23 protein-coding genes and 1 tRNA gene are annotated in these 25,742 nt (G+C 56.0%); 18 read left to right on the top strand and 6 right to left on the bottom strand.

What is annotated here, in order from left to right; translation table 11 throughout:
- Positions 1-4 precede the first annotated feature (4 nt).
- The 3 genes from ACRZ96_RS03915 to miaA all read right to left on the bottom strand — a co-directional run bounded on the left by ACRZ96_RS03915 (position 5) and on the right by miaA (position 4,089).
- Positions 5-1,051, bottom strand: a complete 1,047-nt coding sequence (locus ACRZ96_RS03915) for an ABC transporter permease (protein ID WP_170393299.1) — start codon at positions 1,049-1,051, stop codon at positions 5-7.
- Positions 1,052-1,172: 121 nt separating this feature from the next.
- A complete protein-coding gene (locus ACRZ96_RS03910) occupies positions 1,173-2,843 on the bottom strand; it encodes an ABC transporter substrate-binding protein (RefSeq protein WP_170393298.1) in 1,671 nt (556 codons plus the stop codon).
- Between the two features lie 352 nt (positions 2,844-3,195).
- The gene (gene miaA / locus ACRZ96_RS03905) at positions 3,196-4,089 is read right to left on the bottom strand and encodes a tRNA (adenosine(37)-N6)-dimethylallyltransferase MiaA (protein ID WP_480814250.1); all 894 of its coding nucleotides are present in this window, start codon (positions 4,087-4,089) and stop codon (positions 3,196-3,198) included.
- Positions 4,090-4,186: 97 nt separating this feature from the next.
- Between miaA and pyrH the strand changes: the two genes are divergently transcribed.
- The 10 genes from pyrH (at position 4,187) to ACRZ96_RS03855 (ending at position 15,478) form a co-directional block, all read left to right on the top strand.
- Positions 4,187-4,939 carry a UMP kinase gene (gene pyrH / locus ACRZ96_RS03900; RefSeq protein ID WP_170405311.1) on the top strand — a complete coding sequence of 251 codons (753 nt, stop codon included), beginning with the start codon at positions 4,187-4,189 and terminating at the stop codon, positions 4,937-4,939.
- A gap of 334 nt (positions 4,940-5,273) precedes the next feature.
- Entirely contained in the window at positions 5,274-6,500 is a 1,227-nt protein-coding gene (locus ACRZ96_RS03895; RefSeq protein ID WP_480704630.1) for an aminotransferase class V-fold PLP-dependent enzyme, read from the top strand.
- Positions 6,501-6,547: 47 nt separating this feature from the next.
- The gene (locus ACRZ96_RS03890; protein ID WP_480704632.1) at positions 6,548-7,972 is read left to right on the top strand and encodes a cryptochrome/photolyase family protein; all 1,425 of its coding nucleotides are present in this window, start codon (positions 6,548-6,550) and stop codon (positions 7,970-7,972) included.
- 69 nt (positions 7,973-8,041) lie between these two features.
- Entirely contained in the window at positions 8,042-9,250 is a 1,209-nt protein-coding gene (locus ACRZ96_RS03885; RefSeq protein ID WP_170393292.1) for an SAM-dependent methyltransferase, read from the top strand.
- Positions 9,251-9,266: 16 nt separating this feature from the next.
- Positions 9,267-9,707, top strand: a complete 441-nt coding sequence (locus ACRZ96_RS03880; RefSeq protein WP_480704634.1) for a TrgA family protein — start codon at positions 9,267-9,269, stop codon at positions 9,705-9,707.
- A gap of 29 nt (positions 9,708-9,736) precedes the next feature.
- Complete coding sequence (locus tag ACRZ96_RS03875) at positions 9,737-10,855, top strand: NUDIX domain-containing protein (protein ID WP_480704636.1); 1,119 nt, start codon at positions 9,737-9,739, stop codon at positions 10,853-10,855.
- A gap of 66 nt (positions 10,856-10,921) precedes the next feature.
- Positions 10,922-11,956 (top strand): cysteine synthase A, encoded by a 1,035-nt coding sequence (locus ACRZ96_RS03870; RefSeq protein ID WP_170393289.1) that lies wholly within the window; start codon positions 10,922-10,924, stop codon positions 11,954-11,956.
- The gene (locus tag ACRZ96_RS03865; RefSeq protein WP_480814249.1) at positions 11,956-14,409 is read left to right on the top strand and encodes a DUF3772 domain-containing protein; all 2,454 of its coding nucleotides are present in this window, start codon (positions 11,956-11,958) and stop codon (positions 14,407-14,409) included. Before ACRZ96_RS03870 ends, ACRZ96_RS03865 begins: the two co-directional genes overlap by 1 nt.
- An 87-nt stretch (positions 14,410-14,496) precedes the next feature.
- Positions 14,497-15,324 (top strand): exonuclease/endonuclease/phosphatase family protein, encoded by an 828-nt coding sequence (locus ACRZ96_RS03860; RefSeq protein ID WP_170510728.1) that lies wholly within the window; start codon positions 14,497-14,499, stop codon positions 15,322-15,324.
- A 64-nt stretch (positions 15,325-15,388) separates the two neighbouring features.
- Positions 15,389-15,478: transfer RNA gene (locus ACRZ96_RS03855), tRNA-Ser, on the top strand.
- Between the two features lie 107 nt (positions 15,479-15,585).
- On the opposite strand, the gene ACRZ96_RS03850 is transcribed toward ACRZ96_RS03855, so the two are convergent.
- Positions 15,586-16,464, bottom strand: a complete 879-nt coding sequence (locus ACRZ96_RS03850; protein WP_480704640.1) for a LysR family transcriptional regulator — start codon at positions 16,462-16,464, stop codon at positions 15,586-15,588.
- Between the two features lie 96 nt (positions 16,465-16,560).
- On the opposite strand from ACRZ96_RS03850, the gene ACRZ96_RS03845 reads away from it, so the two are divergent.
- Complete coding sequence (locus ACRZ96_RS03845) at positions 16,561-17,868, top strand: aminotransferase class I/II-fold pyridoxal phosphate-dependent enzyme (protein ID WP_480814248.1); 1,308 nt, start codon at positions 16,561-16,563, stop codon at positions 17,866-17,868.
- Between the two features lie 58 nt (positions 17,869-17,926).
- On the opposite strand, the gene ACRZ96_RS03840 is transcribed toward ACRZ96_RS03845, so the two are convergent.
- On the bottom strand, positions 17,927-18,598 hold the full coding sequence (locus tag ACRZ96_RS03840; protein WP_170393284.1) for a GntR family transcriptional regulator: 672 nt from the start codon (positions 18,596-18,598) through the stop codon (positions 17,927-17,929).
- A 128-nt stretch (positions 18,599-18,726) separates the two neighbouring features.
- Between ACRZ96_RS03840 and ACRZ96_RS03835 the strand changes: the two genes are divergently transcribed.
- The 5 genes from ACRZ96_RS03835 (at position 18,727) to ACRZ96_RS03815 (ending at position 22,925) form a co-directional block, all read left to right on the top strand.
- Entirely contained in the window at positions 18,727-19,671 is a 945-nt protein-coding gene (locus ACRZ96_RS03835) for a class II glutamine amidotransferase domain-containing protein (RefSeq protein WP_170421277.1), read from the top strand.
- Positions 19,668-20,381, top strand: coding sequence for a GltB/FmdC/FwdC-like GXGXG domain-containing protein (locus tag ACRZ96_RS03830; RefSeq protein ID WP_480814247.1), 714 nt, complete (start codon positions 19,668-19,670; stop codon positions 20,379-20,381). Before ACRZ96_RS03835 ends, ACRZ96_RS03830 begins: the two co-directional genes overlap by 4 nt.
- Positions 20,366-21,790 (top strand): FMN-binding glutamate synthase family protein, encoded by a 1,425-nt coding sequence (locus ACRZ96_RS03825; RefSeq protein WP_480814246.1) that lies wholly within the window; start codon positions 20,366-20,368, stop codon positions 21,788-21,790. The genes ACRZ96_RS03830 and ACRZ96_RS03825 overlap by 16 nt, the downstream gene beginning before the upstream one ends.
- A gap of 50 nt (positions 21,791-21,840) precedes the next feature.
- Positions 21,841-22,485 (top strand): type 1 glutamine amidotransferase, encoded by a 645-nt coding sequence (locus ACRZ96_RS03820; RefSeq protein WP_480771392.1) that lies wholly within the window; start codon positions 21,841-21,843, stop codon positions 22,483-22,485.
- 89 nt (positions 22,486-22,574) lie between these two features.
- Positions 22,575-22,925: a hypothetical protein gene (locus ACRZ96_RS03815; RefSeq protein ID WP_170510714.1), complete on the top strand. Its 351-nt coding sequence runs from the start codon at positions 22,575-22,577 to the stop codon at positions 22,923-22,925.
- Here the strand turns inward: ACRZ96_RS03815 and ACRZ96_RS03810 are convergent.
- Positions 22,922-24,061 (bottom strand): FAD-dependent oxidoreductase, encoded by a 1,140-nt coding sequence (locus ACRZ96_RS03810; RefSeq protein ID WP_480569433.1) that lies wholly within the window; start codon positions 24,059-24,061, stop codon positions 22,922-22,924. The genes ACRZ96_RS03815 and ACRZ96_RS03810 overlap by 4 nt on opposite strands.
- A gap of 92 nt (positions 24,062-24,153) precedes the next feature.
- Between ACRZ96_RS03810 and ACRZ96_RS03805 the strand changes: the two genes are divergently transcribed.
- Positions 24,154-25,446: a glutamine synthetase family protein gene (locus tag ACRZ96_RS03805; RefSeq protein ID WP_480814245.1), complete on the top strand. Its 1,293-nt coding sequence runs from the start codon at positions 24,154-24,156 to the stop codon at positions 25,444-25,446.
- Positions 25,446-25,712: a EutN/CcmL family microcompartment protein gene (locus ACRZ96_RS03800; RefSeq protein WP_480814244.1), complete on the top strand. Its 267-nt coding sequence runs from the start codon at positions 25,446-25,448 to the stop codon at positions 25,710-25,712. The genes ACRZ96_RS03805 and ACRZ96_RS03800 overlap by 1 nt, the downstream gene beginning before the upstream one ends.
- Positions 25,713-25,742 lie beyond the last annotated feature (30 nt).

Raw genomic sequence — 25,742 nt, 5'->3', positions numbered from 1 at the left:
CTCCTTACGAAATGCGGATGCGCGGGTTGAGGTAGACATAGCCGATATCCGAGATCAGCTGCGTCACCAGCACCACAAAGACCGACACGACCGAGATCGCCAGCAGCAGCTGGATGTCATTGTTGCCCGCTGCCTGTACAAGCGCCCAGCCAAAGCCCTTGTAGTTAAACAGGGTCTCGACGATCACGACACCATTCAGCAGCCATGGGAACTGCAGCATAATGACTGTAAAGGGCGCGATAAGCGCGTTGCGCAGCGCGTGTTTCATGACGATATTCGGGAATGACACGCCTTTCAGACGCGCCGTCCTGATGTATTGCGCCGTCATCACCTCGGTCATTGAGGCGCGGGTCATCCGGGCGATATAGCCCATCCCGTAAAGCGCGATGGTCAACACTGGTAGGAAGAAATTCTCAAATGTCGGGTTCTCCATCGCCTGAGTGGCGGTGCCTTTGAACCATTTGAGTCCGACGGCGGAGGATGTGAAGATCGCTATGAAGATAACGCCCGAGACGTATTCTGGGGTCGCCGTCGTCGTGATGGCAAAGGTTGAAAGCGTCCGGTCAGTGGCCGAACCTTCCTTCATCCCGGCCAGGATGCCCAGAATGAGTGCCGAAGGGACCATCAGCAGCATCACCCAGAACATCAGCCGTCCGGTCAGTGCCAGCCGGTTGCCAACAACGGTAGAGACCTCTTCCTTGAAGACAGTTGAATATCCCCAGTACCCCTGCAGGATACCGCAGAAATTCGGAGATTCCTCGGCAGTTTTGCCTGGCAGGATACATCTACCCTGAACGGTTCCGTCCTCATTTGTGTGTCTGAACGAGGGCAGGACACCCAGCCATTCACCGTATTTGATCGGCGTGGACTGGAGGTAGCCGTTTTTCTCTAGATAGCTTTCGACCTGTTCATCAGACATCCGGAAATTGCCCTGCGTCTTCGCAAGCTTTTCCAGGTTCGGGTAGAGATTGGTAAGGAAGAAGACCAGGAATGTCAGGCACAACGCTGTAAGCAGCATAATCCCCACACGCCTTAGAATGAAAAGTCCCATGTTAGCCCCTGTTGATCGGCTGGCGTGACAGGCATTTCGCCCCACGCGTTGCTATTATTCTGGTCGCCGTATTGAGGACGAAGGGCCGCGCCAGTTCGGCGCGGCCCTTGTAGGTTTCGGCTTAGGAAGTCAGGCCGAACTTATAAAGCTGCGGCAGGTCCGCAATGTGCTTTTCGACACCGACCATATTATCGCGGTGGTGACGCATCGCGGTCCGCCAATAGGGCTGGATGACCACGCCTTCGTCGATCATGATCGCCTGCAGTTTCGCCATCACCTCGCGGCGCATATCGACATCCGCGATCGAGTTCGCCTCGGCCAGCAGCTTGTCGAACTCTTCGTTGGCAAAACCAGATTCGTTCCAAGCGACACCCGACTTATACGCCAGTGCCAGAACCTGCGTGCCCAGCGGGCGGTGGTTCCAGTTGGTCGAGGAATACGGGTACTTGGTCCAGTCGTTCCAGAATGTCGAACCGGGCAGAACCGTGTGCTTTGCCTTGATGCCCGCATCGTTCAACTGAGCCACTACCGCAGCCGTGGTATTGCGACGCCAGTCATCGTCGATCGACTGCACTTCGTGTTCGAAATCGCCCATACCCGCTTCGTCCATCAGCGCCTTTGCGCCTGCCGGATCGTAAGGGATACGCGTCACAGCCGAGTCGTACTCGGGGTGCATCGGGCCTACATGACAGTTGTCGGCAGTGATGCCGTAGCCGGACATGCCAAGTTCAAGGCAGACGGCGTTGTCGACTGCCATGGCAAGGGCCTGACGGACCCTCTTGTCGCCATAGATTTTGTTGCCATCGGCGTCTTCAGCCAGCTGGTTGGGGCGTATGACAATGGTAAAGCCCGATGGGATTTCCGAGCGGACAAGGCCAATACTGTCAAAGATGTCGACAAACTCGCCAACCGATTCCCAGTTCATATCGATCTCTTCGGCCTCATAGGCGGCCAGGAAAGCGGCAGGGTCAGTGCCATAATCGATGAATTCGATCCGGTCGATATAGCCGCCTTTACCAGCTTCGTAGCCCCACCAGTCAAAGCCTTCGTTGCGGACCAGTACGCCCTTCACGCCGACCTCATGGCTTTCGGGCATCATGAAACCCGTACCAACTGGGTTGGACAGCATATCATTTGCATCAAAGCTGCTGTGTACGATTGCACCCGGATAGTCTGCCATGCCGGGGATGATCGTGATATCCGGCGCGTTGCACTTCAGCTTGACTGTATGCGAGTCGACAACGGTGATGGCGCCATCTGCGGCTTTCTGAGTGCTCTCATCCATCAGTGAGGCCATGCGCGAGGCCATCGAGTTCCCTTCCAGAGACCCGTCGCACCAACCTTCGATATTGCGAGCTACGTCTTCGGCAGTGAAATCGTCACCATTGTTCCACTTCACACCTTTGCGGACGTTCAGCGTGTATTCAGTGGCGTCATCATTGGCTTCCCAGCTTTCCAGCAGCATGGGTTTGAACGAGCCGTCATTATTGTATTCGACAAGATATTCCAGCCAGCCAGCCGTGAAGGTTGCGATCTGCGTCCAGTCATATGTGCGCGGGTCTTTCAGTGCGCGCACTTCCATTTGATAGCGGATGGTGCCGCCACGCTGAGGTTCGGCAGCGGCTGCCGGTGATTGCAGGCCAATCATGCCATATGCCGTCGGTACAGCAACGCCCAGCGCGGTTACACGGGCCAGAAATTCACGACGGCTCAGATTGCCCTCACGATATTCCTTGGCGTGCATCTCTGCCGCCCAATGCATCGGCTTTCCGTTGATTGTCTGGTTTTCCATAGATGTCTCCCTGTGACACATAATTTTTTTTAGATTTCGTGTTTCTGATTGATAGAGCCGGGCACTACAGGGACCGTTTGGTCTCGGTTGGTAGGGCCACGGGCTTGGATTTACGATTTATCAACATCCCCATAGCCGCATTCGGCACCAGTTTTTTCCCTGCGTCAATGTTGGAAATCGTCATAGATGGTACAAAAACGACATCCGGGCAGAAAGTGAGGTTCGGAAAGTTTCAATGTGAAAGGAAACGAGACACGTTGTGACGGATAGATGGATACATATCTATCTCTCACCATGGTGCTGATTAAGGCGTTGTTATTTTGGGCTTTATCGTATCCGGCGGCTGCAACCTTCAACGCGCTGCGTCAAGGTGATGCCAGAACTTCATGCGCGCACGGAACCATGTGCGTTGGCGCTTGGCAAACTGACGTGTCGCGATCGTCGCTTTTTCGCGCGCCTCATCCAGTGTCATGCGGCCGTCCAGGTAGCCCATTAGCTCCGGAACGCCGATCGCTTTACAGGAGGGAAAAGAGGGGTCAAAGCGATCGCGCATGGCCTCCACTTCCTCTATAGCTCCTTGGTCCAACATCAGGTCGAACCGTCGGTTGATGCGATCCAGCAGCCAGTCTTTTCTGGCGTCGAAAACAATCGGCACCGTGTTTTGAATATCCAGTATCGGGGCGGGGGTGTCAGCCTGCCAATCCGAAAGGGATCGCCCGGTTGCGTTCTGAACCTCCCAGGCGCGCTGAACACGCGCGCGGTTTTGGGTGTCGATCCTCTGCAGGGTCAGACCGTCCAAACCCGCGATTAGTTCTTGCAACGGCAACTTATCCGCGTGTTCCCGGATTTCCGGCGGGGTTGCGGGGATATCGGCCATCCCCTCGGTCAGAGCTGTGAAATACAGACCGGTCCCTCCGACGATTATCGGACGAGGGCGTTGCGACAGCATCGGCGTGACCTCTCGCAGCCAATGACCAGTCGAATAGGTCTGGTCATAGGCAACATGCCCATACAGACGGTGCGGTGCGCGGGCCTCATCCTCGGGCGAGGGGCGGGCCGAGATAATACGCCAGCAGTCATAGATTTGACTGGCATCGGCGTTGACAATCACGCCTCCGAAACGCTCGGCGATCAACAGCGCCAGCGCCGATTTACCCGAGGCAGTGGGCCCGGCGATCAATACAGGTTTGTCATCGGGAATCGACGGCAATTGCGCCAAAAGCCGGTTCTCAGAGTTGTCGGCCATGACTGGTTGCCCCGTTCCTGACTATCCGCATTGAACCTGCGGAGGTTTTGCTTCATTTTGCGCCGGAAAATAACCCCGTGCCAGCCCGGAGCGCAACATGAGCCTTTCCCCTTCCGTCGAGACCACCGAGACCCCAAAAACAACATATGACCGTGTCATGTTGAAGATTTCCGGCGAGGCGCTGATGGGAGATCAGGGATTCGGACTGCATCCGCCCACCGTTCAGCGCATCGCGCAAGAGGTCAAATCGGTTCATGATCTTGGTGTTGAGATTTGCATGGTCATCGGGGGTGGCAATATCTTCCGTGGTCTGTCTGGATCTGCGCAGGGGATGGAGCGTACGACAGCCGACTACATGGGCATGCTGGCGACTGTCATGAACGCGCTGGCGATGCAATCCGCTCTGGAGGGGGTAGGGGTCTTTACACGTGTAATTTCGGCCATTCGGATGGATGAGGTGTGCGAGCCCTACATTCGCCGCCGTGCTGTTCGTCACCTTGAGAAAAAGCGGGTTTGCATCTTTGCCGCAGGAACCGGGAACCCCTATTTCACCACCGATACCGCTGCGACTCTGCGCGCTAACGAAATGGCGTGTCAGGCGATCTTCATGGGCAAGAACGGTGTGGATGGCGTTTATGACAAAGACCCCAAGGTACACTCGGATGCAGTGCGCTATGATCAGGTTTCCTATGACGATGTTTTGGCCAAGCGGCTGCGCGTGATGGACGCATCGGCCATAGCGTTGGCGCGCGACAACAATCTGCCACTGATCGTTTTCGGTCTGGATGAGCCCGGCGGGTTCCGCGGCATCCTGGCGGGTGAGGGGACTTATACCAAAGTTCAGGGCTAATGCTGATTTGAACAACACTGAGCCGGGCATCTCTGCCCGGCATTTTTGTACTCAAAAAGAAACTAAGCCCCGCGTGGGCCAATGACGTCGTCAGTGCACGCATTGCGTGGCGGCAAAAAATACCATTAACGCAATCACTTGACCCAACCTTCTACCTCTGGCTATCTGGCCGGGTCTGCTGGTGGTGATGGGGCCATCATGGGGGCTGCCGTCGATCCTTACCCGTTCCAAGGACCTGCGGCTAGGCTGGAAGACCTGCCTTGTTTTCGGGGATGTCCGGACTTTGCACGGGCAACGACCCGGACTGTAGTGCATGATAAGGGAGAGAGATGCGATGGGCGCTCTTGATATTGAATTCGTTCGGGCGCAGTTCCCGGCCTTTTCGGAACCCAGCCTTCAAGGACAGGCCTTTTTTGAGAATGCAGGTGGATCCTATACCTGCAAACCTGTGCTTGATCGGTTGAGCCGGTTCTACACCCAGCGAAAGGTTCAGCCCTACGCGCCCTATGAGGCGAGCCGTGTGGGTGGCGCGGAAATGGACGAAGCACGAGCGCGACTTGCCGCGATATTGGGGGTGGAAGCAGATGAGCTGAGCTTTGGCCCTTCGACGACGCAGAACACCTATGTACTGGCTCAGGCATTCCGGCAGTGGATGCAGCCGGGCGAAGCGATTGTCGTGACCAATCAAGACCACGAAGCAAACTCGGGGCCCTGGCGGCGATTGGCCGATGAGGGGATCGAAATTCGGGAATGGAAGATTGATCCGGAGAGTGGGTCTTTGAACCCGCAAGATTTGGAGAATTTGCTGGACGAGAAAGTGCGGCTGGTGTGCTTTCCGCATTGCTCGAATGTTGTTGGGGAAATCAACCCGGTCACCGAAATCACCGCAATCGCCCATGCTGCGGGTGCTTTTGCCTGTGTCGACGGGGTTTCTTACGCACCGCACGGGTTCCCCAATGTCGGTGATCTGGGCCCTGATATCTATCTGTTCTCCGCCTACAAAACCTATGGCCCGCATCAGGGTTGCATGGTTATTCGACGAGCTCTGGGTGAATTGCTGCCCAACCAAGCGCATTATTTTAACGGCGACACTCTTTTCAAGCGGTTCACACCAGCCGGGCCTGACCATGCTCAGATCGCGGCCAGCGCAGGCATGGCGGACTATGTGGACCTGCTTTGTGCCCATCATGGAGGACCGGAAACAGGAGCTTCGGCACGGGGGTCCTTTGTGCATGATCTGATGCGGGAACACGAGGTCGCTCTATTGCAACCTCTACTGGACGCGGTCAAAGACCGGAACGCTCTGCGCCTGATCGGACCGTCTGATGCCAGTCGGCGCGCACCGACGGTAGCGTTAAGTCTGAATAAGAAGGCCGAGCCTGTTGCTGCCGAGCTTTCCAAACACGGTATCATGGCAGGTGGCGGTGATTTCTACGCACATCGCCCTTTGCAAGCGATGGGCGTTGACGCAGAACAAGGGGTCTTGCGCCTTAGCTTTACACACTACACCAGTCGACAGGAAATTGATCAGCTTTTGGAGGCGCTTGACCGCGTTTTGTGATCCAGTTTCTGCGGCGCTTCGTAGTTCGAAGAAAACATGGGGCGGACATGGATTTTGATCATTCTCCGATCATTTTGTGGTTCAGGCGCGATCTTCGGTTAGGAGATCATCCGGCGCTGAGCGCGGCGGTGCAATCAGGTCGACCCATCGTGCCCGTATTTGTTCTAGATCATCAGGTTCAGACTTTGGGTGCCGCGCCGAAATGGCGCCTTGGTCTGGGCCTTGACGCTTTTGCCGGCAGGCTTGAGCAGCTTGGCAGCAAGTTGATACTGCGCCAGGGTCAAGCACTGGATGTTCTTTGTGAACTGGTCAGAGAAACTGGGGCAGGCTCCGTATTCTGGACGCGGGCTTATGATCCGGAGGCGATCAACAGGGATACCCAGATCAAGGCTGCTTTGACCGAACAGGGTATCCAGGCACAGTCTTTTGCTGGCCAACTTTTGTTTGAGCCTTGGACGATCGCCACCAAAACCGGCCAGCCGTTTCGGGTCTTCACTCCGATGTGGCGATCAGTGCAGGGGCGCGAAGTCTCTTTGCCCGAGCCCGCGCCCACGCGGCTTATGACGCCGAAAACCTGGCCTGCGTCCGATCAATTGTCTGATTGGCGACTGGATCGGGATATGCAGCGCGGGGCCGCAGTGGTCCGCCCGTTTGTCCGCCCGGGCGAAAACGCGGCGCTGGACCAGCTGGACGCGTTTCTGGAACGTATTGATCAGTATCGCGAACAGCGGGATCAACTAGATCAATCTGGAACCTCTGATCTTTCAGAATACCTTGCACTGGGCGAGATCGGGCCGCGTACAATCTGGCATCGGGTGCAAATCGCCGACCAAACCGGGGCGCATGGTGGTGAAGGCTATCTGCGTCAGCTTGTGTGGCGTGAGTTCGCATATCACTTAATGTACCACTGGCCGCATCTTCTGAGTGCCAATTGGAAGCCTGAATGGGACGCATTCCCTTGGAATACTGATCCCGACACGCCCGAAGTGCGCGCGTGGCGTCAGGCAAGAACCGGAATTCCGCTTGTCGATGCCGGTCTAAGACAAATGTATGTCACCGGACGCATGCACAATCGGGCTCGAATGATTGTCGCGAGTTATCTGACAAAGCATCTGATGACGCATTGGAAAATCGGCGCAGACTGGTTCGGGGATTGCCTGATCGACTGGGACCCAGCTGCAAATGCGATGGGATGGCAATGGGTGGCCGGTTGCGGCCCTGATGCCGCACCGTATTTCCGTATCTTCAATCCCGACACACAGCGCGAGCGGTTTGATCCAAACTCAGGTTATGTGCGTCGCTGGATTGCCGAGGGCCAATCCGAGCCGCCATCGACCGCGCTGGCCTATTTTGATGCCGTGCCGCGATCATGGGGGCTTTCTCGTGACCAGATGTATCCCGCACCTGTGGTGGGGCTGAAGGAAGGCCGCGCCCGTGCGTTGGGCGCGTATAATGCCGGAAAAGACCAGTAAGGAACTGAAAACTTGCCAGAAACCGAATCCCGTCCTAGCTTTGACCCGCAACCGCAGAGGGGAGAGCGGATGTTCCTGACGAGCACCGAAGGGCAGGAAAACCTGCCGAGATATTTTACACAAGTCTTCAAGATGTTGAAGAGGATGGAGCGCGGCCGACTTGACATCGCGCTGCCCGACGGCCGCATTTTCCGCGCGGATGCGCCCCAACCAGGCCCCGTGGCACATGTGGACATCCACGACCCGGACGTCTTTTCCCGGCTGGTGCGCGAGGGAGAGCTGGGCTTCTCGGACGGCTACCTTGAAGGCGATTGGAGCACACCGGACCTACGCAGTTTCATGGACCTCGTGCATCTGGGAACTGAGACGGTCTACGATGATTTTACCGGACAGTTTCTAGTGCGAGCCTATGAAAGACTGCGGTTCTGGTTGCATCGTAACAACCGGTCGCAGGCGAAAAAGAACATCTCGTATCACTATGATCTCGGCAATGACTTCTATGGCCTGTGGCTGGATGACACGATGACCTATTCCAGCGCCATATTTGAAACGGGTCAGGAAAGCCTCGAAAAGGCGCAAACTGCGAAATATGCCAGCCTGGTGGATGAAATGGGGGCCAAACCGGGGGATCATATCCTTGAGATCGGGTGCGGCTGGGGCGGGTTCGCCGAATATGCCGCGAAAGAGCGTGGGCTGCGCGTCACCGGGCTGACCATTAGCCAAGAGCAGTTGAAGTTTGCTAGAGAGCGAATTGAAAAAGCGGGACTTTCTGATCTCGTGGAGTTCAAGCTACAGGACTACCGCGATGAGCAGGGTCAATATGATGGAATTGCCTCGATCGAGATGTTCGAGGCAGTCGGTCAGAAATACTGGCCCGCATATTTCAACACGGTCCGTGATCGGTTGAAGCCTGGCGCCCATGCCACTTTGCAGATCATCACGGTCGCGGATCATCGCTGGGACATTTACAAGAACGGCGTTGATTTCATTCAGAAATATATCTTTCCCGGCGGGATGCTGCCAGCACCGTCTATCCTTAGAGATCAGATCGATCAGGCGGGGTTGACCGTTGTACGCTCAAAAGAGTTTGGCAAAAGCTACGATCTGACCCTGCGGCGCTGGTACGAGACCTTCAATGCCAAGTGGGATCAGATATCGGAGATGGGGTTTGATGAGCGTTTTCGCCGCATGTGGAATTATTATTTGACCGCATGTGGCGCAGCCTTTGACACCGGTAATTGTGATGTGACACAGATCACGATAGCCAAACCCAGTTGAAGAACGGAAAAATCGAATGCCTACAGCCTCACGTCTCGTCGCCGCGTTGTGTCTGCTGGTGATCGCGTTCCTTGTGACGGGCATGATCATCGACAACGGGGAAGAGGGTAAGGACTATGGTTATTTCACTTACGTGAACATAATCCTGGGTTGGATCTGTGGCTGGGTTGTCATGGGTAAACGTGCTGGCCGTGGCTGGACCGCGGCCGTCAACAACGGTTTGACCGGTGTTGCGGCACTGGTGTTCTGGGGGCTGTTCGTTCAGGGCACCTACGAGATGTTCAGTCAGGCGATGCGCCATCGGTTTGGTGGTCCGTTTGAGGCTCTGCTTGCCATCTTTCAGATCGGGATTGCCTATGGTGAACAGCTTCTGGCACCGGAAATCCTGCTTACGCTGGGTTTTGGTGCTGTTCTCAGCGGGATACTTACCGAAATTGCCTTTCGCCGCTGGCGTTAAATCTGATCTGCCAATTCGGGGCCTCTGCTTTGTCCAATCTGTTTTTCTATGGCACTTTGCGCCATGTCTCTTTGTTGGAACTCGTCATGGGTCGCAGCGCAGGCGATTTATCGGCGATGCAGGCTGTTTTGCCGGATCACGCCGTATACGCGGTTCAAGATCAACCCTTTCCAATGATTGTCACCGAAAAGGGCAGTAAGGCCAGTGGCATTCTGGTGCAGGGCCTAGGTGACGTCGAGCGTAGTCGATTGGCCTTCTATGAAGGCGGTTTCGAATATGAACTGCGCCCGGAGACAATCGTGACTGAGGATGGAAAAGAACATCAGGCCTTGGTGTTCTTTCCGGATACTGACATTTGGAAAAAAGGCGCACCGTGGGATCTTGAAACCTGGATCAGGGATTGGGGTGCGCTTTCGGTGTTCGCGGCAGACGAGGTGATGGCCCATTATGGAAGAGTCGATGCCTCGGACATCGTGCGCAGCTTTCCAGCCATAAGAACACGCGCCTGGGCCAGATTAGCGGCAAGACAACGTGGAGCGGGGGATGAGCGGAGCGTTGCGGATGACGTGATCGTTCATGACCGCAAGCGCGCCTATGTCAACTATTTTGGGATGGATGAAATTGAACTGCAGCATCGTCAGAATAACGGCGAGATGAGTCCGGTGCTGCATCGCAATGGATTGATGCAAGGGTCCGCTGTGGTCGTCCTACCTTATGATCCGGTGCGCGATACGGTGTTGCTGGTAGAGCAATTCCGCGCGCCCGTGTTCCTGATCGACGACCCCGAGCCGTGGATGTGGGAGCCTGTGGCTGGCATGATCGACCCGGGCGAAACACCTCAGCAGGCGGCCACCCGCGAGGCCATGGAAGAAGCGCAGATTTCACTATACCAACTGGAATATGCAGGTGGTGCCTATTCATCCAGCGGATCGTCAACAGAATATGTTTATCTCTATGTCGGTCTTGGGGATCTGACTAGTACGGTTGAAAGCGGTGGCCTCGCTTCCGAAGGTGAGGATATCCGCAGCAGAATTCTGCCGTTTGATGAATTCATGAGCATGGTAGATGCTCATGTTTTCAAGGATCTGCCGCTTCTAACTCTTGCTTATTGGTTGGCGCGGAACCGCGATCGACTGCGCGCTAAGTGATCCCTGCTTGTGATCGCGTCAGGGCACCTGTAAATCTGCTGCAATACCATATGACAAGAGGATGCCATGCGCATTGCACGAGACCTTGCCGACGCTGTCGGTAAAACACCTTTGATCCGGCTGCGTCGCGTCAGCGAAGAAACGGGATGCGAGATTCTCGGCAAGGCCGAATTCATGAACCCGGGTCAGTCCGTCAAAGACCGTGCTGCGTTGTTTATCATCCGCGATGCGATAGCGCGCGGTGATCTGAAACCCGGCGGCACGATTGTTGAGGGCACGGCCGGGAATACCGGCATCGGTCTGGCGCTGGTTGGTGCCTCGATGGGGTTCAAGACGGTGATCGTCATTCCTGAAACCCAATCCGAAGAGAAAAAGGATATGCTCCGCCTGGCGGGGGCTCAGCTTGTGCAGGTGCCTGCGGCGCCGTACCGTAATCCCAACAACTTTGTGCACTATTCGCGCCGTCTGGCCGAACAATTGGCTCAAACCGAACCAAATGGCGCGATTTGGGCCAATCAGTTCGACAATGTCGCCAACCGTCAGGCACATGTGGAAACCACTGGTCCCGAAATCTGGGAGCAGACCGGCGGTAAAGTCGATGGCTTCATCTGTGCCGTTGGATCGGGTGGTACTCTGGCCGGGGTGGCCGAAGCGTTGCAGCCCAAGGGTGTCAAGATCGGTTTGGCTGATCCGATGGGGGCGGGGCTCTATTCCTTCTACACTACGGGTGAGATCGCGATGGAGGGTGGTTCTATCGCAGAAGGTATCGGACAGGTGCGGATTACCAAGAACCTCGAAGGGTTCACACCTGACCATTCCTGGCAGATTACCGATAGCGAAGCGCTGCCCTATATCTTCGATCTGCTGCGCGAAGAGGGTCTGGTGATGGGCGGGTCAACCGCGATCAACATTGCCGGTGCCGTCCGTTTGGCGAAAGAACTGGGGCCAGGGCACACCATTGTTACGATTTTGTGTGACTACGGCACCCGCTATCAATCCAAACTGTTCAATCCTGAATTCCTGCGTGAAAAGGAACTTCCTGTGCCCGATTGGATGACCGATGCGCCGCGCAGTATTCCTGGCGTGTTTGAGGACGTGTGATGCTGCAACAGGTCCGCCTGTGTCTGGTTCTGGTGCTATTCTGCTTGATTGGTTTGGGCGGAATCGCCTCTGCCCAACTTACTGATCGGCAAAGCGAGTATTATCAGGGCTGGGTCAGCACGGCGGACCGGGCGGAATCTGTTATTCGCGCGAACCGTGCATCCAACGCAGCATTAGAGAATTTGCGTTCGGAAATAAATGAGTATCGCGAAGACTTTAACAAAGCCCGAGGTGCCAACACCGATCGTATTCAGACGCTGGAAAGCCAACTCAAGGCGCTTGGCCCAAAGCCGGCTGAAGGGGAAAGCGAGGCCGAAGACATTGCCAAGCTGCGTGCGCAACTCGAAACACAACTGAACAGTTTGCGTGTTCCCCGCATCATCTCGGAAGAGGCTTTCAGTCGCGCGAATGGGCTGATCAGCGAAATTGATCGGATCGTCCGAGACCGACAAAAGAAAGAGATGCTGAAACGCGGGCCGTCGCCGCTCAACCCCGTCTATTGGGGACCAGCTTGGGTCGACATCAAAGAGGCGACGCACAGCCTTATTAACGAAACCATCGAAAACTTGCGCTCTGATGTGGTGCGCGAACAAATCCGCGAGCGCGGTCTTGGCATTCTCGTGCTGTTGGTTGTTTCAGCAGTTCTATTGCTGTTTGGGCGCAAATGGTCTGAGAAAGGCGGCGAATATCTCCGCTCGCTAGGAGGTAGCGGCAGCGGGGTCTGGACCTTTATTGTCTCGCTGTTGCGCATTCTATTGCCTTGGTTGGGCGTGTTGGCGTTGGTCACCGCTGTCGTGCTAACTGGCGTGCTGGGCCTGCGCGGTACACTTTTGTTCCAGCAAATCCCCTATTGGGCCGCGATTATCTTCTATTTTGATTGGATCGGCCGGCAGGTCTATCTGATGGGAGCGGCGCAGAACTTCCAAAGACTGTCCGCAGGCAAAATCAGAGAATTGCGGGTTTATATCGACCTGTTGGCGGTCATGCTTATTCTGCACGAGCTGGCGCAATTGTTCGAGCAGATCGAGAATATCTCGGACGCGACCCGTGCCGTTGTTGGCTTCCCGATCGTTGTGGTATCGGCCCTTCTTTTGCTGCGTGTGCGTCAGGTCCGCCAATCAGAGCCTCAGCAAGAACAGTCAGACCAGGAAGCTACCCGCCGTGGCGCAGGGTTCAGCCAATTGGTCGAGTTCCTGCGGCGCGCCTTGTTCATGCTTGGGATTGCGACTCCGATCTTGGGGGCCTTCGGATACATCAACGCTGCCGAAGCTATCGTATTTCCTGCCATCAAAACGCTGGTTCTGATTGCAGCACTGGTGATCGTGCAGCGATTTATTGGTACGGTATATGGCTGGCTTTCGGGGCAGGGCGACGCCGCGCGCGATTCACTGTTTTCGGTTCTGGTCGGGTTCGCGCTGGCCATTCTGGCGTTGCCGATATTGGCGCTTTACTGGGGCGCGCGCCAGACGGACCTGCTTGAAGCTTGGTCGCGATTGTTGCTGGGGTTCGATATTGGCGGGGTTACGATTTCACCCAGTAACTTCCTGACGTTCGTTGCCATTTTCGCCATTGGATATACGCTGACCCGTTTGCTGCAAAGCGGGCTGCGCAATTCACTGCTGCCGAAGACCAGCATTGATCCCGGCGGGCAGAATGCCATCGTGTCGGGTACCGGATATGTCGGAATTTTTCTGGCGGCACTGATCGCTATCATGGTTGCCGGTTTTGACCTGTCCTCGCTTGCGATCGTGGCGGGTGCTTTGTCGGTCGGCATCGGTTTCGGTCTTCAGACCATTGTATCGAACTTTGTCTCAGGGATCATCCTACTGGTTGAGCGTCCTATTTCCAAAGGTGACTGGATCGATGTGAACGGTATGATGGGATATGTGCGCGATATCTCAGTCCGGTCGACGCGGATCGAGACGTTCGACCGGACGGATGTGATCGTTCCGAACTCGGACCTGATCAGTGGGGTGGTTACGAATTACACCCGGGGCAATACGATTGGCCGAGTGATCGTGCCTGTAGGCGTCGCCTATGGTACCGATACCCGCAAGGTCGAAACTATTCTGGGCGAGATCGCAAACGGGCACCCGATGGTTCTGGCCAATCCCGCGCCCAGCGTAGTGTTCCAGGGCTTCGGTGCAGACTCGTTGGATTTCGAAATCCGCGCGATCCTGCGGGATGTGAATTGGGTGCTGTCTGTCAAATCCGACATGAACCACGAGATCAATCGCCGGTTCGTTGAGGAAGGCATCGAGATCCCGTTCGCGCAGCGTGACCTGTGGCTCCGTAACCCTGAGGTGCTGACGGGTCAGTCCGATCCGTCCAATGATGCTTCTGCCGTGGATGACGACCTATCACCCCATGCGCCATCGACAAAACCAGTGGACATGACAGCAGACGATCTGGACGCGGCAGGGGATCAGGACGGCGAGGGCGACAACCACTGAGCGTGATGCGATCGACATTTTCCCGCAAATGGTTATCGGACTGTTTCATTTTGATGTAGTCTGAAGTCATTTGCAGGAGGAATTTTGATGGTTACATTTTCACACAGCCTCGCGCGTATTGCCGTCTGGAATCTGGCCGGCTTCAATCCAGTAAACACAAGTCTGGGTATTCCGGCCAGCAGTGACCGGGTCACCCATCAAATCGAAGGGCTGGCCCTGCTGGACGCCGAACTGATCACTCTGGTCGAGGTCAGCCCCATCGAACATATCGATCGGTTGGCCTTGGGTCTGGCCGATAAGGGGCTGGACTATCAGGTCAAGATCCTGCCGCAGCCCAACGGCAATATCCATATCGGGTTTCTGCACAAACCGGGGGTCTCGGTGACAGGTTTGCAGCTGATCGACGGCTCGGAAGGTGACGATCCCGGCGGACGCCAGGCCCTGATCGCCGATGTCGAGGTCGGCAAATTCAAGGCCAAGCTGATCGCTGTGCATCTTAAATCCGGACGAGACCGGCCCGAGCAGCAGATACGTGACAGCCAATGCAGGATTATCGGAGACAAGATCGCCGAGATCCGCTCGACCCCCGGTCTGACACAGCGCACGATCCTTCTGATGGGTGATTTCAACATGATCCCCGGTCAGGACGTCAGCAATTTCCACCATCTTGGTGGGGATGACATGATGGACTTTGTTTCGTGCTGGGACTTGCAGGATCGGTTCTCGCATATTCTGGATAAGGGTCGCGCCAATTTACTGGACGGTTTTGCCGTATCACGCACCTATTCCACCGATTATGTCCGCGGCAGCCTGCGGCTGTTTCCAATGCACTGGACCATGAATATGGGGCGCGAGGCGTTCAAGGATGAGGTGTCGGATCATCTGCCATTTGTCGCCAGCTTTCGTATTTTCTGACCGGTCCATTTTTGCGAATGGGGCCTTGCGCTCGGTTCAGAAATTCGCATAAGTCACCTCTACCGGAGAGGTGGCCGAGTGGTCGAAGGCGCACGCCTGGAAAGTGTGTAGGCGGGAAACCGTCTCCAGGGTTCGAATCCCTGTCTCTCCGCCATATACCCCATGAAATCTGAGTTGCCTTGCGGTCTATGCGAGACTGTTTTGTGCGCGGCTTTCAATGTGAAGTGTCGTGCACAATGTACCGGATTGATGAGATTTGACTCAATCTGACAACAAGGCGATGACTTGATCGGTTTCGGCTCTTCGTCGCGATGCCACTGGCACTTGAACCGCTAGAGCACGCCCTGTCGGGCAGGATTGCGCGTGGGCCGTTACGAGTGCACCAGATTTCAATGGCTCTTCGAGTAAGCATAGGTGCCCCATTAGCACGCCAGCTGCGGCCTTGGCCTCTTCCACGGCAAGGCTGTAAAGCGAAAAATGCGGGCCAGTTTTGACATCTGGGACCTCACAACCTGTGCTTCGCGACCATGTGGACCAATCGCTGCTCCACGTCTGATCGTGCAACAAGGGAGTGCCTTGAAACCCGTTGTTGTCGGTCACCCGATCCAGCAGAGCAGGGGCGCAAACCGGTTGGGTTTCATCCTCGCACAGCACAATTTGGTCAGGTGCTTCGTCCAAGGTCGCGAAGAAGATCGCCAAATCGAACATCTCACGCGAAAGGCTGGGTGGTGTTTCCAGCGCCGTGACCGAAAAATTGATATGCGGAAAACACTTTCTGATCCGGCGTAATCGTTTGGGCAACCAGAGTTGGGCAACAGCAGGCAAGGCGGCGATGTGAAAATCGGCATTTGGCTTGAGGTTCCGAAGGGCCCGAGCGGCATCGCCCATCTGATCAAAGGCTGTGGTGAAGACCGCGACAAGTGATTGACCTTGGGGCGTCAGTTCCACCCCTTGGGCGTTGCGGCGAAACAGCGGCGCACCTGCCCAACCCTCCAACGCCTTTACATGTTGTGAGATCGCACCCGGAGAAACGTTCAGCTCTTCCGCCGCCGCGACAAAGCTGACGTGACGCGCCGCGGCCTCGAACGCCCTCATTGCATTCAGCGGAGGTCCCTTGGGGCGTTTGGGGGAGACACTCATTGATCTAGCCTTAGTTTTTCTACGCCAAGAAATAACAATTCTGCTTTGCGGTGTCACGCGAAAGCCGCCAAACTGCAAAAAACAGGAGGATGTCAGATGACACTTGTACAAAGAGATTGGGTGCCTGCCGCAAGCGAAACTCTGATCCAGGACATCGCGACAAAGGCCGCATCGTTGTCGTCTGGCGATCTTCTGGCCCGGATCGAGCATCTGGCGGACGAAAACCGCCGCATTCACGAAAAAGAGTGCTTTAACCTCAACCCGGCGACAAATGTCATGAACCCGAGGGCCGAGGCGCTATTGTCTTCGGGCATTGGATCCAGACCATCGCTGGGATACCCCGGTGACAAATATGAAATGGGACTGGAGGCGATCGAAGAGATCGAAGTTATCGCCGCAGAACTATGTGCCGATGTCTTTGATGCGCAGTTCGCCGAGGTTCGCGTGCCCTCGGGGGCCATTGCCAACCTCTATGGCTTTATGGCGACCTGCAAACCCGGAGATACGATCATCGCTCCGCCCGCGTCGATTGGTGGCCACGTGACGCACCACCTGGCGGGGTGTGCCGGTCTGTTTGGTCTGCGCACTATTGAGGCCCCCGTCAACGCAGATGGGTATTCCGTTGATCTGGACCGGTTGAGAGCATTGGCGAAAGCCGAACGCCCCAAGCTAATCACGATAGGCGGCAGTCTGAACCTGTTTGAGCATCCTGTGGCCGAAGTGCGTGCCATAGCGGATGAAATCGGCGCAAAGGTCATGTTCGACGCCGCCCACCAGTGCGGGATCATCGCCGGGCATGCGTGGTCCAACCCGCTGAAGGAGGGTGCGCATTTCATGACCATGAGTACCTACAAAAGCCTTGGCGGACCGGCCGGGGGTCTGATTGTGTCAAACGATGCAGAAATCGCCAAGGCGCTGGATGCAATTGCTTTCCCCGGTATGACAGCCAACTTTGATGCCGCAAAAACGGCTGCACTTGCCGTCACCATGCTGGATTGGAAAGAGTTCGGCTCAGCCTATGCAGATGAGATGATTGCGATGTCCAAAGCACTTGCTGCCGCGTTGGATGCGCAAGGTGTTCCGGTCTTCGCGGGTGGAGAGGGTTTCACCAATTCTCATCAATTCGCGGTACTGGCAGCGCCGTATGGTGGCGGTCAGACTGCCTCCAAACTGCTTCGAAAATCCGGGTTTCTGGCATGTGGCATCGGATTGCCAGTTGAGCCGGTGGAAGGCGACATGAATGGCCTGCGGATCGGCACGCCCGAGCTGGTCCGGTGGGGTATGACAGCAGGAGATGCAGAGCGTCTGGCAGAACTGATCCGACGTGGCTTGGGCGGTGAATCCGTTCTATCCGAGGTATCTGGATGGCGCAGTGAGTTCGATAGGTTGCATTTTGTGATTTGAACCAGTTGCGGCCAATCAGGTCTCAGGCCCTGATTGGTCGCTCGATCAGAAACGCGGTTTAGCCGTTATCCGCTTCTTTCAGACCTTCGATCTGAAGGTCGAAACCTTCCTGAATGTGGCTGGTGAAAGTTTCCAGCGCTTCGGTGACATCACCCGTCGCAATCGCGTCAACGAGCGTCAGGTGGTTTCCGAGCGATTTGGAGATATCGACGTTTTCAATCGCCGAAAACAGATGGAACGCCATTGCTTTGCCCCAAATCATATCGAACATGTCGATCAGAAATTTGTTGCCCGCCTCAACCATGAAGGCACGGTGAATGTGCCGGTTTGCGATAAAGTAGTCTCGGGTCGTCGGCTGGCTCAGATCTTCTTCGCGACGAATGAGTTCGCGCAATCGATCAAGAACCTCTGGTTCAGCGTGTACCGCAAGTATGCGCGCGGCTTGACCTTCGATGGCTGCGCGTGCCTGGTATAGTTGCCGAACCTCGGTCTGGTCCATGCGCGCCAGTCGAAATCCGCCGCTGGCGGCCACTTCCAACACGCCTTCAGTCTCCAACCGCATGAGCGCTTCGCGTACAGGCGTCCTGCTGATGTTCAACTCGGCGGCCAACTTTTCCTGCACTAGCCGATCTTCACCGGTGATCTCGCGACTCATGATGGCTTCGACCAGTTGGTCATAGACCTCGTCCGCCAGGCGTCTGCGCTGTGTTTTGATTTGTTTCAGAGCCACTCGGAGCCTCTCTTTCTGTCCTTCATGAATTCTGTATTCAATAAAACAACTGCTGCCAAGGCGAATGGGGTTGCTATTGTTCGTGTACTGTATACAGTATACAGGAAAGAATGAACAGGGAGCTCTTCATGTGTGGAATTGCTGGTAGAATACTGGCCGCGCCCGGGAAGGTTGGGGCGGATCTTGTTGACCTGATGGATGCGCAGGAACATCGAGGCGCCGACAGCACTGGCTTCGCCGTTTATGGTTTGCCACGAGAAACGGGATACGTTTTACGCGGAATGGGATTCGACAAGTCTCAACAGGATGCGGATCTCTCCGCGTTTGAAACGATATTGCGTGAACACGGAAGCAGCTTTCTGTCTGACCCCCAAATCGTAACGGACCAAAGTCGTCACTATTGCTTTCGGATGGAAATTTCAGACCCAAGGAATCTTCAAGCCTGGGTCGCGGACGCGGATGAGCTGACAGACCGCATTGAAGTTCAATCCTGCGGCCGTAGTCTTGAGATCATCAAGGATATTGGTGGTGCCGAAGCCGTGGCAGAAAAGCACGGCGTTCGCGATATGATAGGAACACATGGGCTGGGGCATGCGCGGCTTGCTACGGAAAGTTCGGTATTGCCTAACGCATCGCATCCGTTCTGGGCGCGCCCATTTTCGGATGTCGCGATCGTACATAACGGGCAGATCACCGATTACTTCACCTGGCGCGATAAGCTGACCCGAATGGGTTATCGGTTCTTGACTGAGAATGACAGCGAGTTGATTGCCGTGTGGGTCAGCGACCAGATGAAGGCGGGCCTGACCATGGAGCAGGCGCTAAAGAAGTCCATTACCTCTATCGATGGTGTGTTTACCTACATGATCGCAACGCCAAACGGGATTGGATTTGCCAAAGACCGATTTGCAATGAAGCCTCTGGTCGTCGTCAACCGCAATGGCGATCTGGCGGCTGCGACCGAAGAACAAGCGGTCCGCCGGGTGATGACCGAGGAATGCGATGTGATCAACTACGACGGCCCGTCGCTGACCGGTATCTGGGGCGTCGGAAACCGGAGTTTGGCGGCATGAATGAGGTGGCTGTAAAGATGGATGAGATCGTCATCGAAGTCGGCAAGCGACATATCCGCGAGGTCAATCGTGAGATAATGGAAGCCTGCACAATGGGTCGGCCGATCCGCGTGGTAGATACGCTGTCTCGTCATAATTTGGGCGTGGGTCTGCCAGACAATGTGGATATCACATTTGAGGGTTCTGTGGGGTACTACTGCGGCGGCCTCAACACCGGGGCGAACATCACAATTGAGCGCAATTGTGGGTGGGCCGTTGGCGAAGGTATGGCCAAAGGGCACATCACTGTCGGTGGCTATGCCGGTATGTCCTGTGGTGCTGCGATGATCGGCGGCACGATCCATGTCAAAGGCGATGCGGGCCCAAGGGTCGGCGTTGCGATGAAAGGTGGAAACATCGTCGTCGAAGGAAAGATTGGCTATCAGTCCGGCTTCATGGCGCATTCCGGTCGGATCATAGCGCTTGGCGGAGCGGGGGAATCCTGTGCTGATGCGCTTTGGGAAGGTGAGGTCTGGGTAGCTGGCGAGGTCGACAGCCTGGGTGTGGATGTCGACGTGATCGAACCGACTGCTGAAGAAGTGGCCGAGGTCGATGCGATCCTCGACCCGCTCGGGCTTGTCGACAGTTCGCGAAATTGGCGCAAAATGGTTTCGGGCCAGCGTCTTTGGTATTTTGAAAGCAGGGACGCAAGCGCATGGCTCATGATCTGAGTAAACCTTACGAATATCCGTTCGACGTTGCCTCGGAAGAGGAAATCAGGTTCCGCGATGCGGGAGCGATCGACGGCCGCCCGGCTGGCGTTCCTTCGTCGTATGATGAAGGAGGTTCGACCCGCTGGACACCCGAGGCGATCTCGGAAGTTCACGCGCTGGCGCAGCTTGGGCGCTATCAGGTACGTGGATACAACACGTTCAACAAGCAATTGCCGACCTTTGATGATCTGACATTCGTTCCTGCAACGATGACCCGCCTGCCGCTGGAAGGCTATCGCGAGAATTGCGATACGACGACCGTACTGGGTGGAGGGCGCGGCCTTGTGGAGCGCCCGCTTGAATTGAAGATCCCGATCTACATCGCTTCAATGTCCTTTGGTGCTTTGTCGGCATCGGCCAAGGCATCGCTGGGTTATGGGGCCTCGAAAGTAGGAACCATGACTTGCACGGGTGAGGGTGGCATGCTGGAAGAGGAGCGCGAAGCCTCCCAACGCCTGCTCTATCAGATGTCACCCGCGCGGTATGGTGTGGATCTGGATCATCTGCGCCGCGCGGATGCCTTGGAACTTGTCGTGGGGCAGGGTGCGAAACCCGGAACCGGGGGTCTGCTGCTGGGCATGAAGGTCAGCCCGCGCGTCAGCCAGATGCGAACTTTGCCCGAAGGTGTGGATCAGCGATCTACGATCCGCCATCCCGATTTTCTCGGCGCTGATGATTTGGCAGTGAAGATTGAAGAATTGCGCATCGCCACCAACTATCAGGTGCCAATCTTCATCAAGATGGGTGCGACACGTCCCCGGTTTGACGTGGCAGTTGCTGCCAAAGCGGGTGCAGATGTTGTAGTAGTTGATGGTGCCGAAGGTGGCACCGGCGCGTCTCCGGAGCTATTGCTAAACCATACCGGAATCCCAACGATGAGCGCTATTCGTGCCGCGCGTGAAGCATTGGACGAATGCGGCATGACCGGCAAAGTCTCTCTGGTCGCTGCCGGTGGCATTCGGTCCGGTGTGGACGCGGCGAAGTGTCTGGCCCTCGGTGCTGACGCTGTGATGATCGGCAACGCGGCCATGGTTGCGCTAGGGTGCAACAGTCCGCGCTATCTCGAAGATTACGCGGCGTTGGGAACCTCGCCGGGCGCCTGCCACCATTGCCACACGGGTCGTTGCCCGGTTGGCATTGCGACGCAGGATGAAAACCTCGAAGCTCGTATGAACCCGAATGCAGGCGCAGAGCGCATTGCGCGCTATTTGACGGCCATGACCATGGAGATTACAGCGCTAGCGAAAGCCTGCGGAAAGTCCTCGGTACACAACCTGGAAACTGAAGACCTGCGCGCGCTTAGTTTTCAAGCGTCAGCTTTTACAGGGGTGAAAATGGCTGGAATTGACAGGGCTTACGACTGGTGAAAATCGCAGTTCTTGAGTTGACTAGCCATCCGCTGCCATTGTTGGAGGGAATGCCGCGGACTTCACAGCAGATTCGGGAGTGGATCGCCCCACACCTACCGGAAGCCGAGTTCGTAGTAATCGGGGTTGTTGATGGAGAACCGCTCCCGGACGAGAGCGATTTCGACGGTGCTATAGTCGGCGGATCTGAATTTGGCGTTTATGATGACACGGATTGGATGCAGCCGCTACGTGCCTTCCTGGACCGTTGTCGAGAAATCCGAAAACCAGTCTTTGGTATCTGTTTCGGTCATCAGATCATGGCTGACGTCTATGGTGGTCAGGCCGAGAAAGCCGAGGTAGGCAATGTCGTTGGCGCACGGCCCTTCGACTATGGCGGAGATAGCGTGGATGCATATGTCTGGCATCAGGATCAGGTAACAAGCATTCCGGACTCGGCTCGGGTGACCGGATCAGCGGGCCACTGTCCAGTTGGTGCACTGGATTATGATTTTCCTGCCCGCTCTGTTCAGTTTCATCCCGAATACAAGGCGCATCATTTGCGCGATCTGTTCACCAGAGGTCGAGAGGTGCTTTTGTCAGCTACGGAGGCGGATGATGGGATGTCCTCGATCAACGCGGCAAAGGTGCCGGACGATATTGCAGCGCTTCAAGCAGTAGAGCTTTTTCGCGGTGCATACGTCCCTGAACAATAAGCGTTTGAGCGAACGGCTCTTGATCCTAATCAAGTCCAGCCAAGCCGCATTTTGTATACTGTATACGCAATCGGTTGGGAGATTTGGCAATGACGGGATACAAGGATTTCTTTGAGAGGATTGCGCGGATTGTGAATGCTCCACGCGAGGGAAGTATCAGCGATCTGGAGCTATCGGATCTCGGCCTGTCCCGCGCTGACTTGGCCATGTTGCGCTCTGGCGCGCCCAACGCGCGAGAGCGTATACTCTCGATGGCTAGTCAGTTTGGCCTGAGTGAAGATGATCTTAATGCCCATCCTGAGCTTGGCCTTGAGTTGGCGGAAAAATGTGGACATTGTCGCCAAGCAAAGACCTGCCGAGATGCAATTCGATCAGGCGTTCGCCTGCCTCAGGAAAAGTGCCCGAATTCAGGACTCTATGCGGCGCTTTCAGAAGGTTAACGCCCGCTTGGACTTTCTTTTGGGCTCAGTTTTCTTCGACCAGTGATCTTGAAACGATCAGCCGTTCCGAAATCCTTCATTCCAACACCTGCCGCAAATTCTGCAAAAACCGGCGCGTGTTTGAACAGATGTCCCGAGCAGCCTCCGGCGAACAGCACGTTTTCATGCTCGGGGTGCCAGTCGACAATAAAGTGCGTGTCTGGCGTCAGGATGATTTGGTTGAATTTGGAATCCACGACCCGCTCACCCTCAAGGCCCGGAAGACGATGACGGATGTAGCTGCGAGTGCGTCCCAGCGTTTCCTGCCGGATCAGCCTTTCGTCATTGTCTAGGTCGATCTTGTCCGGAATTACGACCGCGGCTTTCACGCCTGAACCCTCGGAGGAGGGCAGCCCGAATGAGCCCTGACCATGATCGATCCAGCAGGGCATTCGGCTCATATCGAACTCCTCGGACCCATCTGGAGTCGAGGTATAGAGGACATTCACACCAACCACCGTCGATATCGGCTTGATCGTCCTGGGGAACATATCTGCCATCCAGGGGCCGGTCGAGACAATGATAAGATCGGCCTCAAGCGGCTTTCCATTCAGCATTGGGCGCTCTGATCCATCGGTGGTCACGCGACCGCGCTGTACGATCCCGCCCGCTCGACGAAACAGTTCAAGCCCGGTCAGGACGCAGCGATGCGCCATCAGCATTCCGGCTTCGGGTTCGAACAGGGCGTATTCGATGTCAGGAACGCGAAACTGCGGAAATCGCGATTCGATGTCCTGCCGCCCGAACTTGTAGTAGGGCACACCAACGCGGTCGAAGGTTTCGGCTGTGGCGTTCTCCCAGTCGCAATGACCGCCTGTTGCAAGAATCAGCGCACCGCATTCATACATCAGGTTCTGGCCGCTCTCGGCTTGCAGTTCCAGCCAGCGCAGGCGGCTTTCGCGGGCCCAACGTGTATAGAACTCATCCCGCCCGGAAATCGCACGGATGACACGGTTGTAATCCGTTGAAGATGCACGGGAATGTCCCGGTTCCCAGCGATCTATCAAAGTCACTGCCTCACCACGTCGTTGCAGTGTAAGCGCCGTCATGACGCCGACGATGCCGCCTCCGACAACGATGACCGAGTTCTTGGACATGATGCAGATTTTCCTTGTTTATCGATTGTCTTTGTGAATACTGTATACAGAATACAACAATTATAAAGCCAAAAAACAGGGAGAGCGCATCAATGAGTTCGGGATTTGATCTGCCCGAAGGTACGCACACCGTCATACTCGGTGTGGGTGACCTCAACGGCATCATGCGCGGCAAGCGCATTCCGGCCAGCCACTGGGACCACGTCTGCAAAAGCGGCAATGCGCTGTCGATTGCATTGATGGCGATCGATATGACGTGCGACGTCTGGGATACGCCTTATGTCAATTTCGACAACGGCTACCCCGATATGCACGTCTTCCCAATGACCCAGCCCGTCGCTGTGCCGTGGGAGCCAGGCGTCGCTGTTTGTTTTGGTCGGGCGGAAGGTATGGACCACAAGCCTGTACCGATCGATCCGCGTCAGGCGTTGGTGCGTCAGGTTGAACGGGCCCGCGAAATGGGGTTCGAGGTCAATGTCGGCACTGAACTTGAATTCTATCTACTGGATCCGGAGACCGGACAGCCGCGCGATAGCGGGATTCAGGTCTACGGTCTGGGCCGTGCTGCGCGGATGGAGCACATCGTTGGACCGATCCGTCAGCAGATCAACGAATGCGGTATCCCCATCGAACAATCGAACCCCGAATACGCTGCGGGTCAGATTGAGGTGAATATCCGTTACGGCGAAGCGCTCGCAGCGGCAGATCGTGTCGTCTTGTTTAAGTCGCTGATCCGCCAGCTGGGCATCGCCCACGGCTATCTGGCAACCTTCATGCCAAAACCGTTCTTCGATCAGTCCGGCAACGGCTTCCACACACACTACTCGCTTTGGAAAGACGGCAAGAATGTCTTTGCCGACAACGGCAAGATGAACGATACCGGCAAATCCTTCATCGCCGGGCTGCAACAACGCATGTGCGAAACGGCAATCTGTGGCAGTGGCACCGTCAATGGTTATCGACGCCGTCAGCCTTATACTTTCTGCCCGATCAACACGAGCTGGGGTTATGACAACCGAACCGTTGGTATTCGGGTCATTGAAGGATCCGACAGCGCGGTACGCGTGGAAAAACGTGACGCTGGTGCAGATGCCAATCCCTACCTTCTGCTGGCGGCCGAGATTGCAGCGGGTCTGGACGGGATCGAGCAGGGCCTGGCTCCGTCAGAACCGACGACCGGCAACGGTTACGAAGAAGGGATCGGCGATCCGATCCCGACCGACTTGCCAACGGCGATCGAACTGGCGCGAGGATCCGAATGGCTTCGCGATCTCATGGGCGAAATGCTGTGGGAGCTGGTTCTGCAACAGGCCGAGCGCGAGCTTGATTTCTTCAATCAACAGGTCACTCCGGTTGAGTTGGACCGTTACCTGAGGACCTTCTGATGCATTTGGGTAAGGTCGCCGGGACCGTCACAGCCACGGCCAAAGACGCAAAACTGGTCGGTACGAAACTGCTGGTGACGGATTTGGTCGATAGCAAAGGCAAGGTGATCGAACCGGCGCGGGTCGCCGTCGACACCTGCGGTGCCGGGGTGGGGGATACGGTTCTGCTGGTCAAAGGCTCGGCGGCGCGTATGGCCGCCGGTCTGTCCACCGCGCCCGTCGATCTGGCGATCATCGCGATTGTGGATCGCGTGTCCACGACCTGAACCAAGAACACCAAACATCTAAATTTCTTT

This window comes from Ruegeria sp. CF1, assembly GCF_056537445.1.
This window is presented reverse-complemented; position numbering and strand designations above follow the sequence as displayed.

Excerpts from the sequence above, each read along its gene's own strand:
- ACRZ96_RS03915 (WP_170393299.1), bottom strand. The coding sequence starts at position 1,051 with ATGGGACTTTTCATTCTAAGGCGTGTGGGGATTATGCTGCTTACAGCG.
- ACRZ96_RS03910 (WP_170393298.1), bottom strand. The coding sequence starts at position 2,843 with ATGGAAAACCAGACAATCAACGGAAAGCCGATGCATTGGGCGGCAGAG.
- miaA (WP_480814250.1), bottom strand. The coding sequence starts at position 4,089 with ATGGCCGACAACTCTGAGAACCGGCTTTTGGCGCAATTGCCGTCGATT.
- pyrH (WP_170405311.1), top strand. The coding sequence starts at position 4,187 with ATGAGCCTTTCCCCTTCCGTCGAGACCACCGAGACCCCAAAAACAACA.
- ACRZ96_RS03895 (WP_480704630.1), top strand. The coding sequence starts at position 5,274 with ATGGGCGCTCTTGATATTGAATTCGTTCGGGCGCAGTTCCCGGCCTTT.
- ACRZ96_RS03890 (WP_480704632.1), top strand. The coding sequence starts at position 6,548 with ATGGATTTTGATCATTCTCCGATCATTTTGTGGTTCAGGCGCGATCTT.
- ACRZ96_RS03885 (WP_170393292.1), top strand. The coding sequence starts at position 8,042 with ATGTTCCTGACGAGCACCGAAGGGCAGGAAAACCTGCCGAGATATTTT.
- ACRZ96_RS03880 (WP_480704634.1), top strand. The coding sequence starts at position 9,267 with ATGCCTACAGCCTCACGTCTCGTCGCCGCGTTGTGTCTGCTGGTGATC.
- ACRZ96_RS03870 (WP_170393289.1), top strand. The coding sequence starts at position 10,922 with ATGCGCATTGCACGAGACCTTGCCGACGCTGTCGGTAAAACACCTTTG.
- ACRZ96_RS03865 (WP_480814249.1), top strand. The coding sequence starts at position 11,956 with ATGCTGCAACAGGTCCGCCTGTGTCTGGTTCTGGTGCTATTCTGCTTG.
- ACRZ96_RS03860 (WP_170510728.1), top strand. The coding sequence starts at position 14,497 with ATGGTTACATTTTCACACAGCCTCGCGCGTATTGCCGTCTGGAATCTG.
- ACRZ96_RS03850 (WP_480704640.1), bottom strand. The coding sequence starts at position 16,464 with ATGAGTGTCTCCCCCAAACGCCCCAAGGGACCTCCGCTGAATGCAATG.
- ACRZ96_RS03845 (WP_480814248.1), top strand. The coding sequence starts at position 16,561 with ATGACACTTGTACAAAGAGATTGGGTGCCTGCCGCAAGCGAAACTCTG.
- ACRZ96_RS03835 (WP_170421277.1), top strand. The coding sequence starts at position 18,727 with ATGTGTGGAATTGCTGGTAGAATACTGGCCGCGCCCGGGAAGGTTGGG.
- ACRZ96_RS03830 (WP_480814247.1), top strand. The coding sequence starts at position 19,668 with ATGAATGAGGTGGCTGTAAAGATGGATGAGATCGTCATCGAAGTCGGC.
- ACRZ96_RS03825 (WP_480814246.1), top strand. The coding sequence starts at position 20,366 with ATGGCTCATGATCTGAGTAAACCTTACGAATATCCGTTCGACGTTGCC.
- ACRZ96_RS03820 (WP_480771392.1), top strand. The coding sequence starts at position 21,841 with ATGCCGCGGACTTCACAGCAGATTCGGGAGTGGATCGCCCCACACCTA.
- ACRZ96_RS03815 (WP_170510714.1), top strand. The coding sequence starts at position 22,575 with ATGACGGGATACAAGGATTTCTTTGAGAGGATTGCGCGGATTGTGAAT.
- ACRZ96_RS03810 (WP_480569433.1), bottom strand. The coding sequence starts at position 24,061 with ATGTCCAAGAACTCGGTCATCGTTGTCGGAGGCGGCATCGTCGGCGTC.
- ACRZ96_RS03805 (WP_480814245.1), top strand. The coding sequence starts at position 24,154 with ATGAGTTCGGGATTTGATCTGCCCGAAGGTACGCACACCGTCATACTC.
- ACRZ96_RS03800 (WP_480814244.1), top strand. The coding sequence starts at position 25,446 with ATGCATTTGGGTAAGGTCGCCGGGACCGTCACAGCCACGGCCAAAGAC.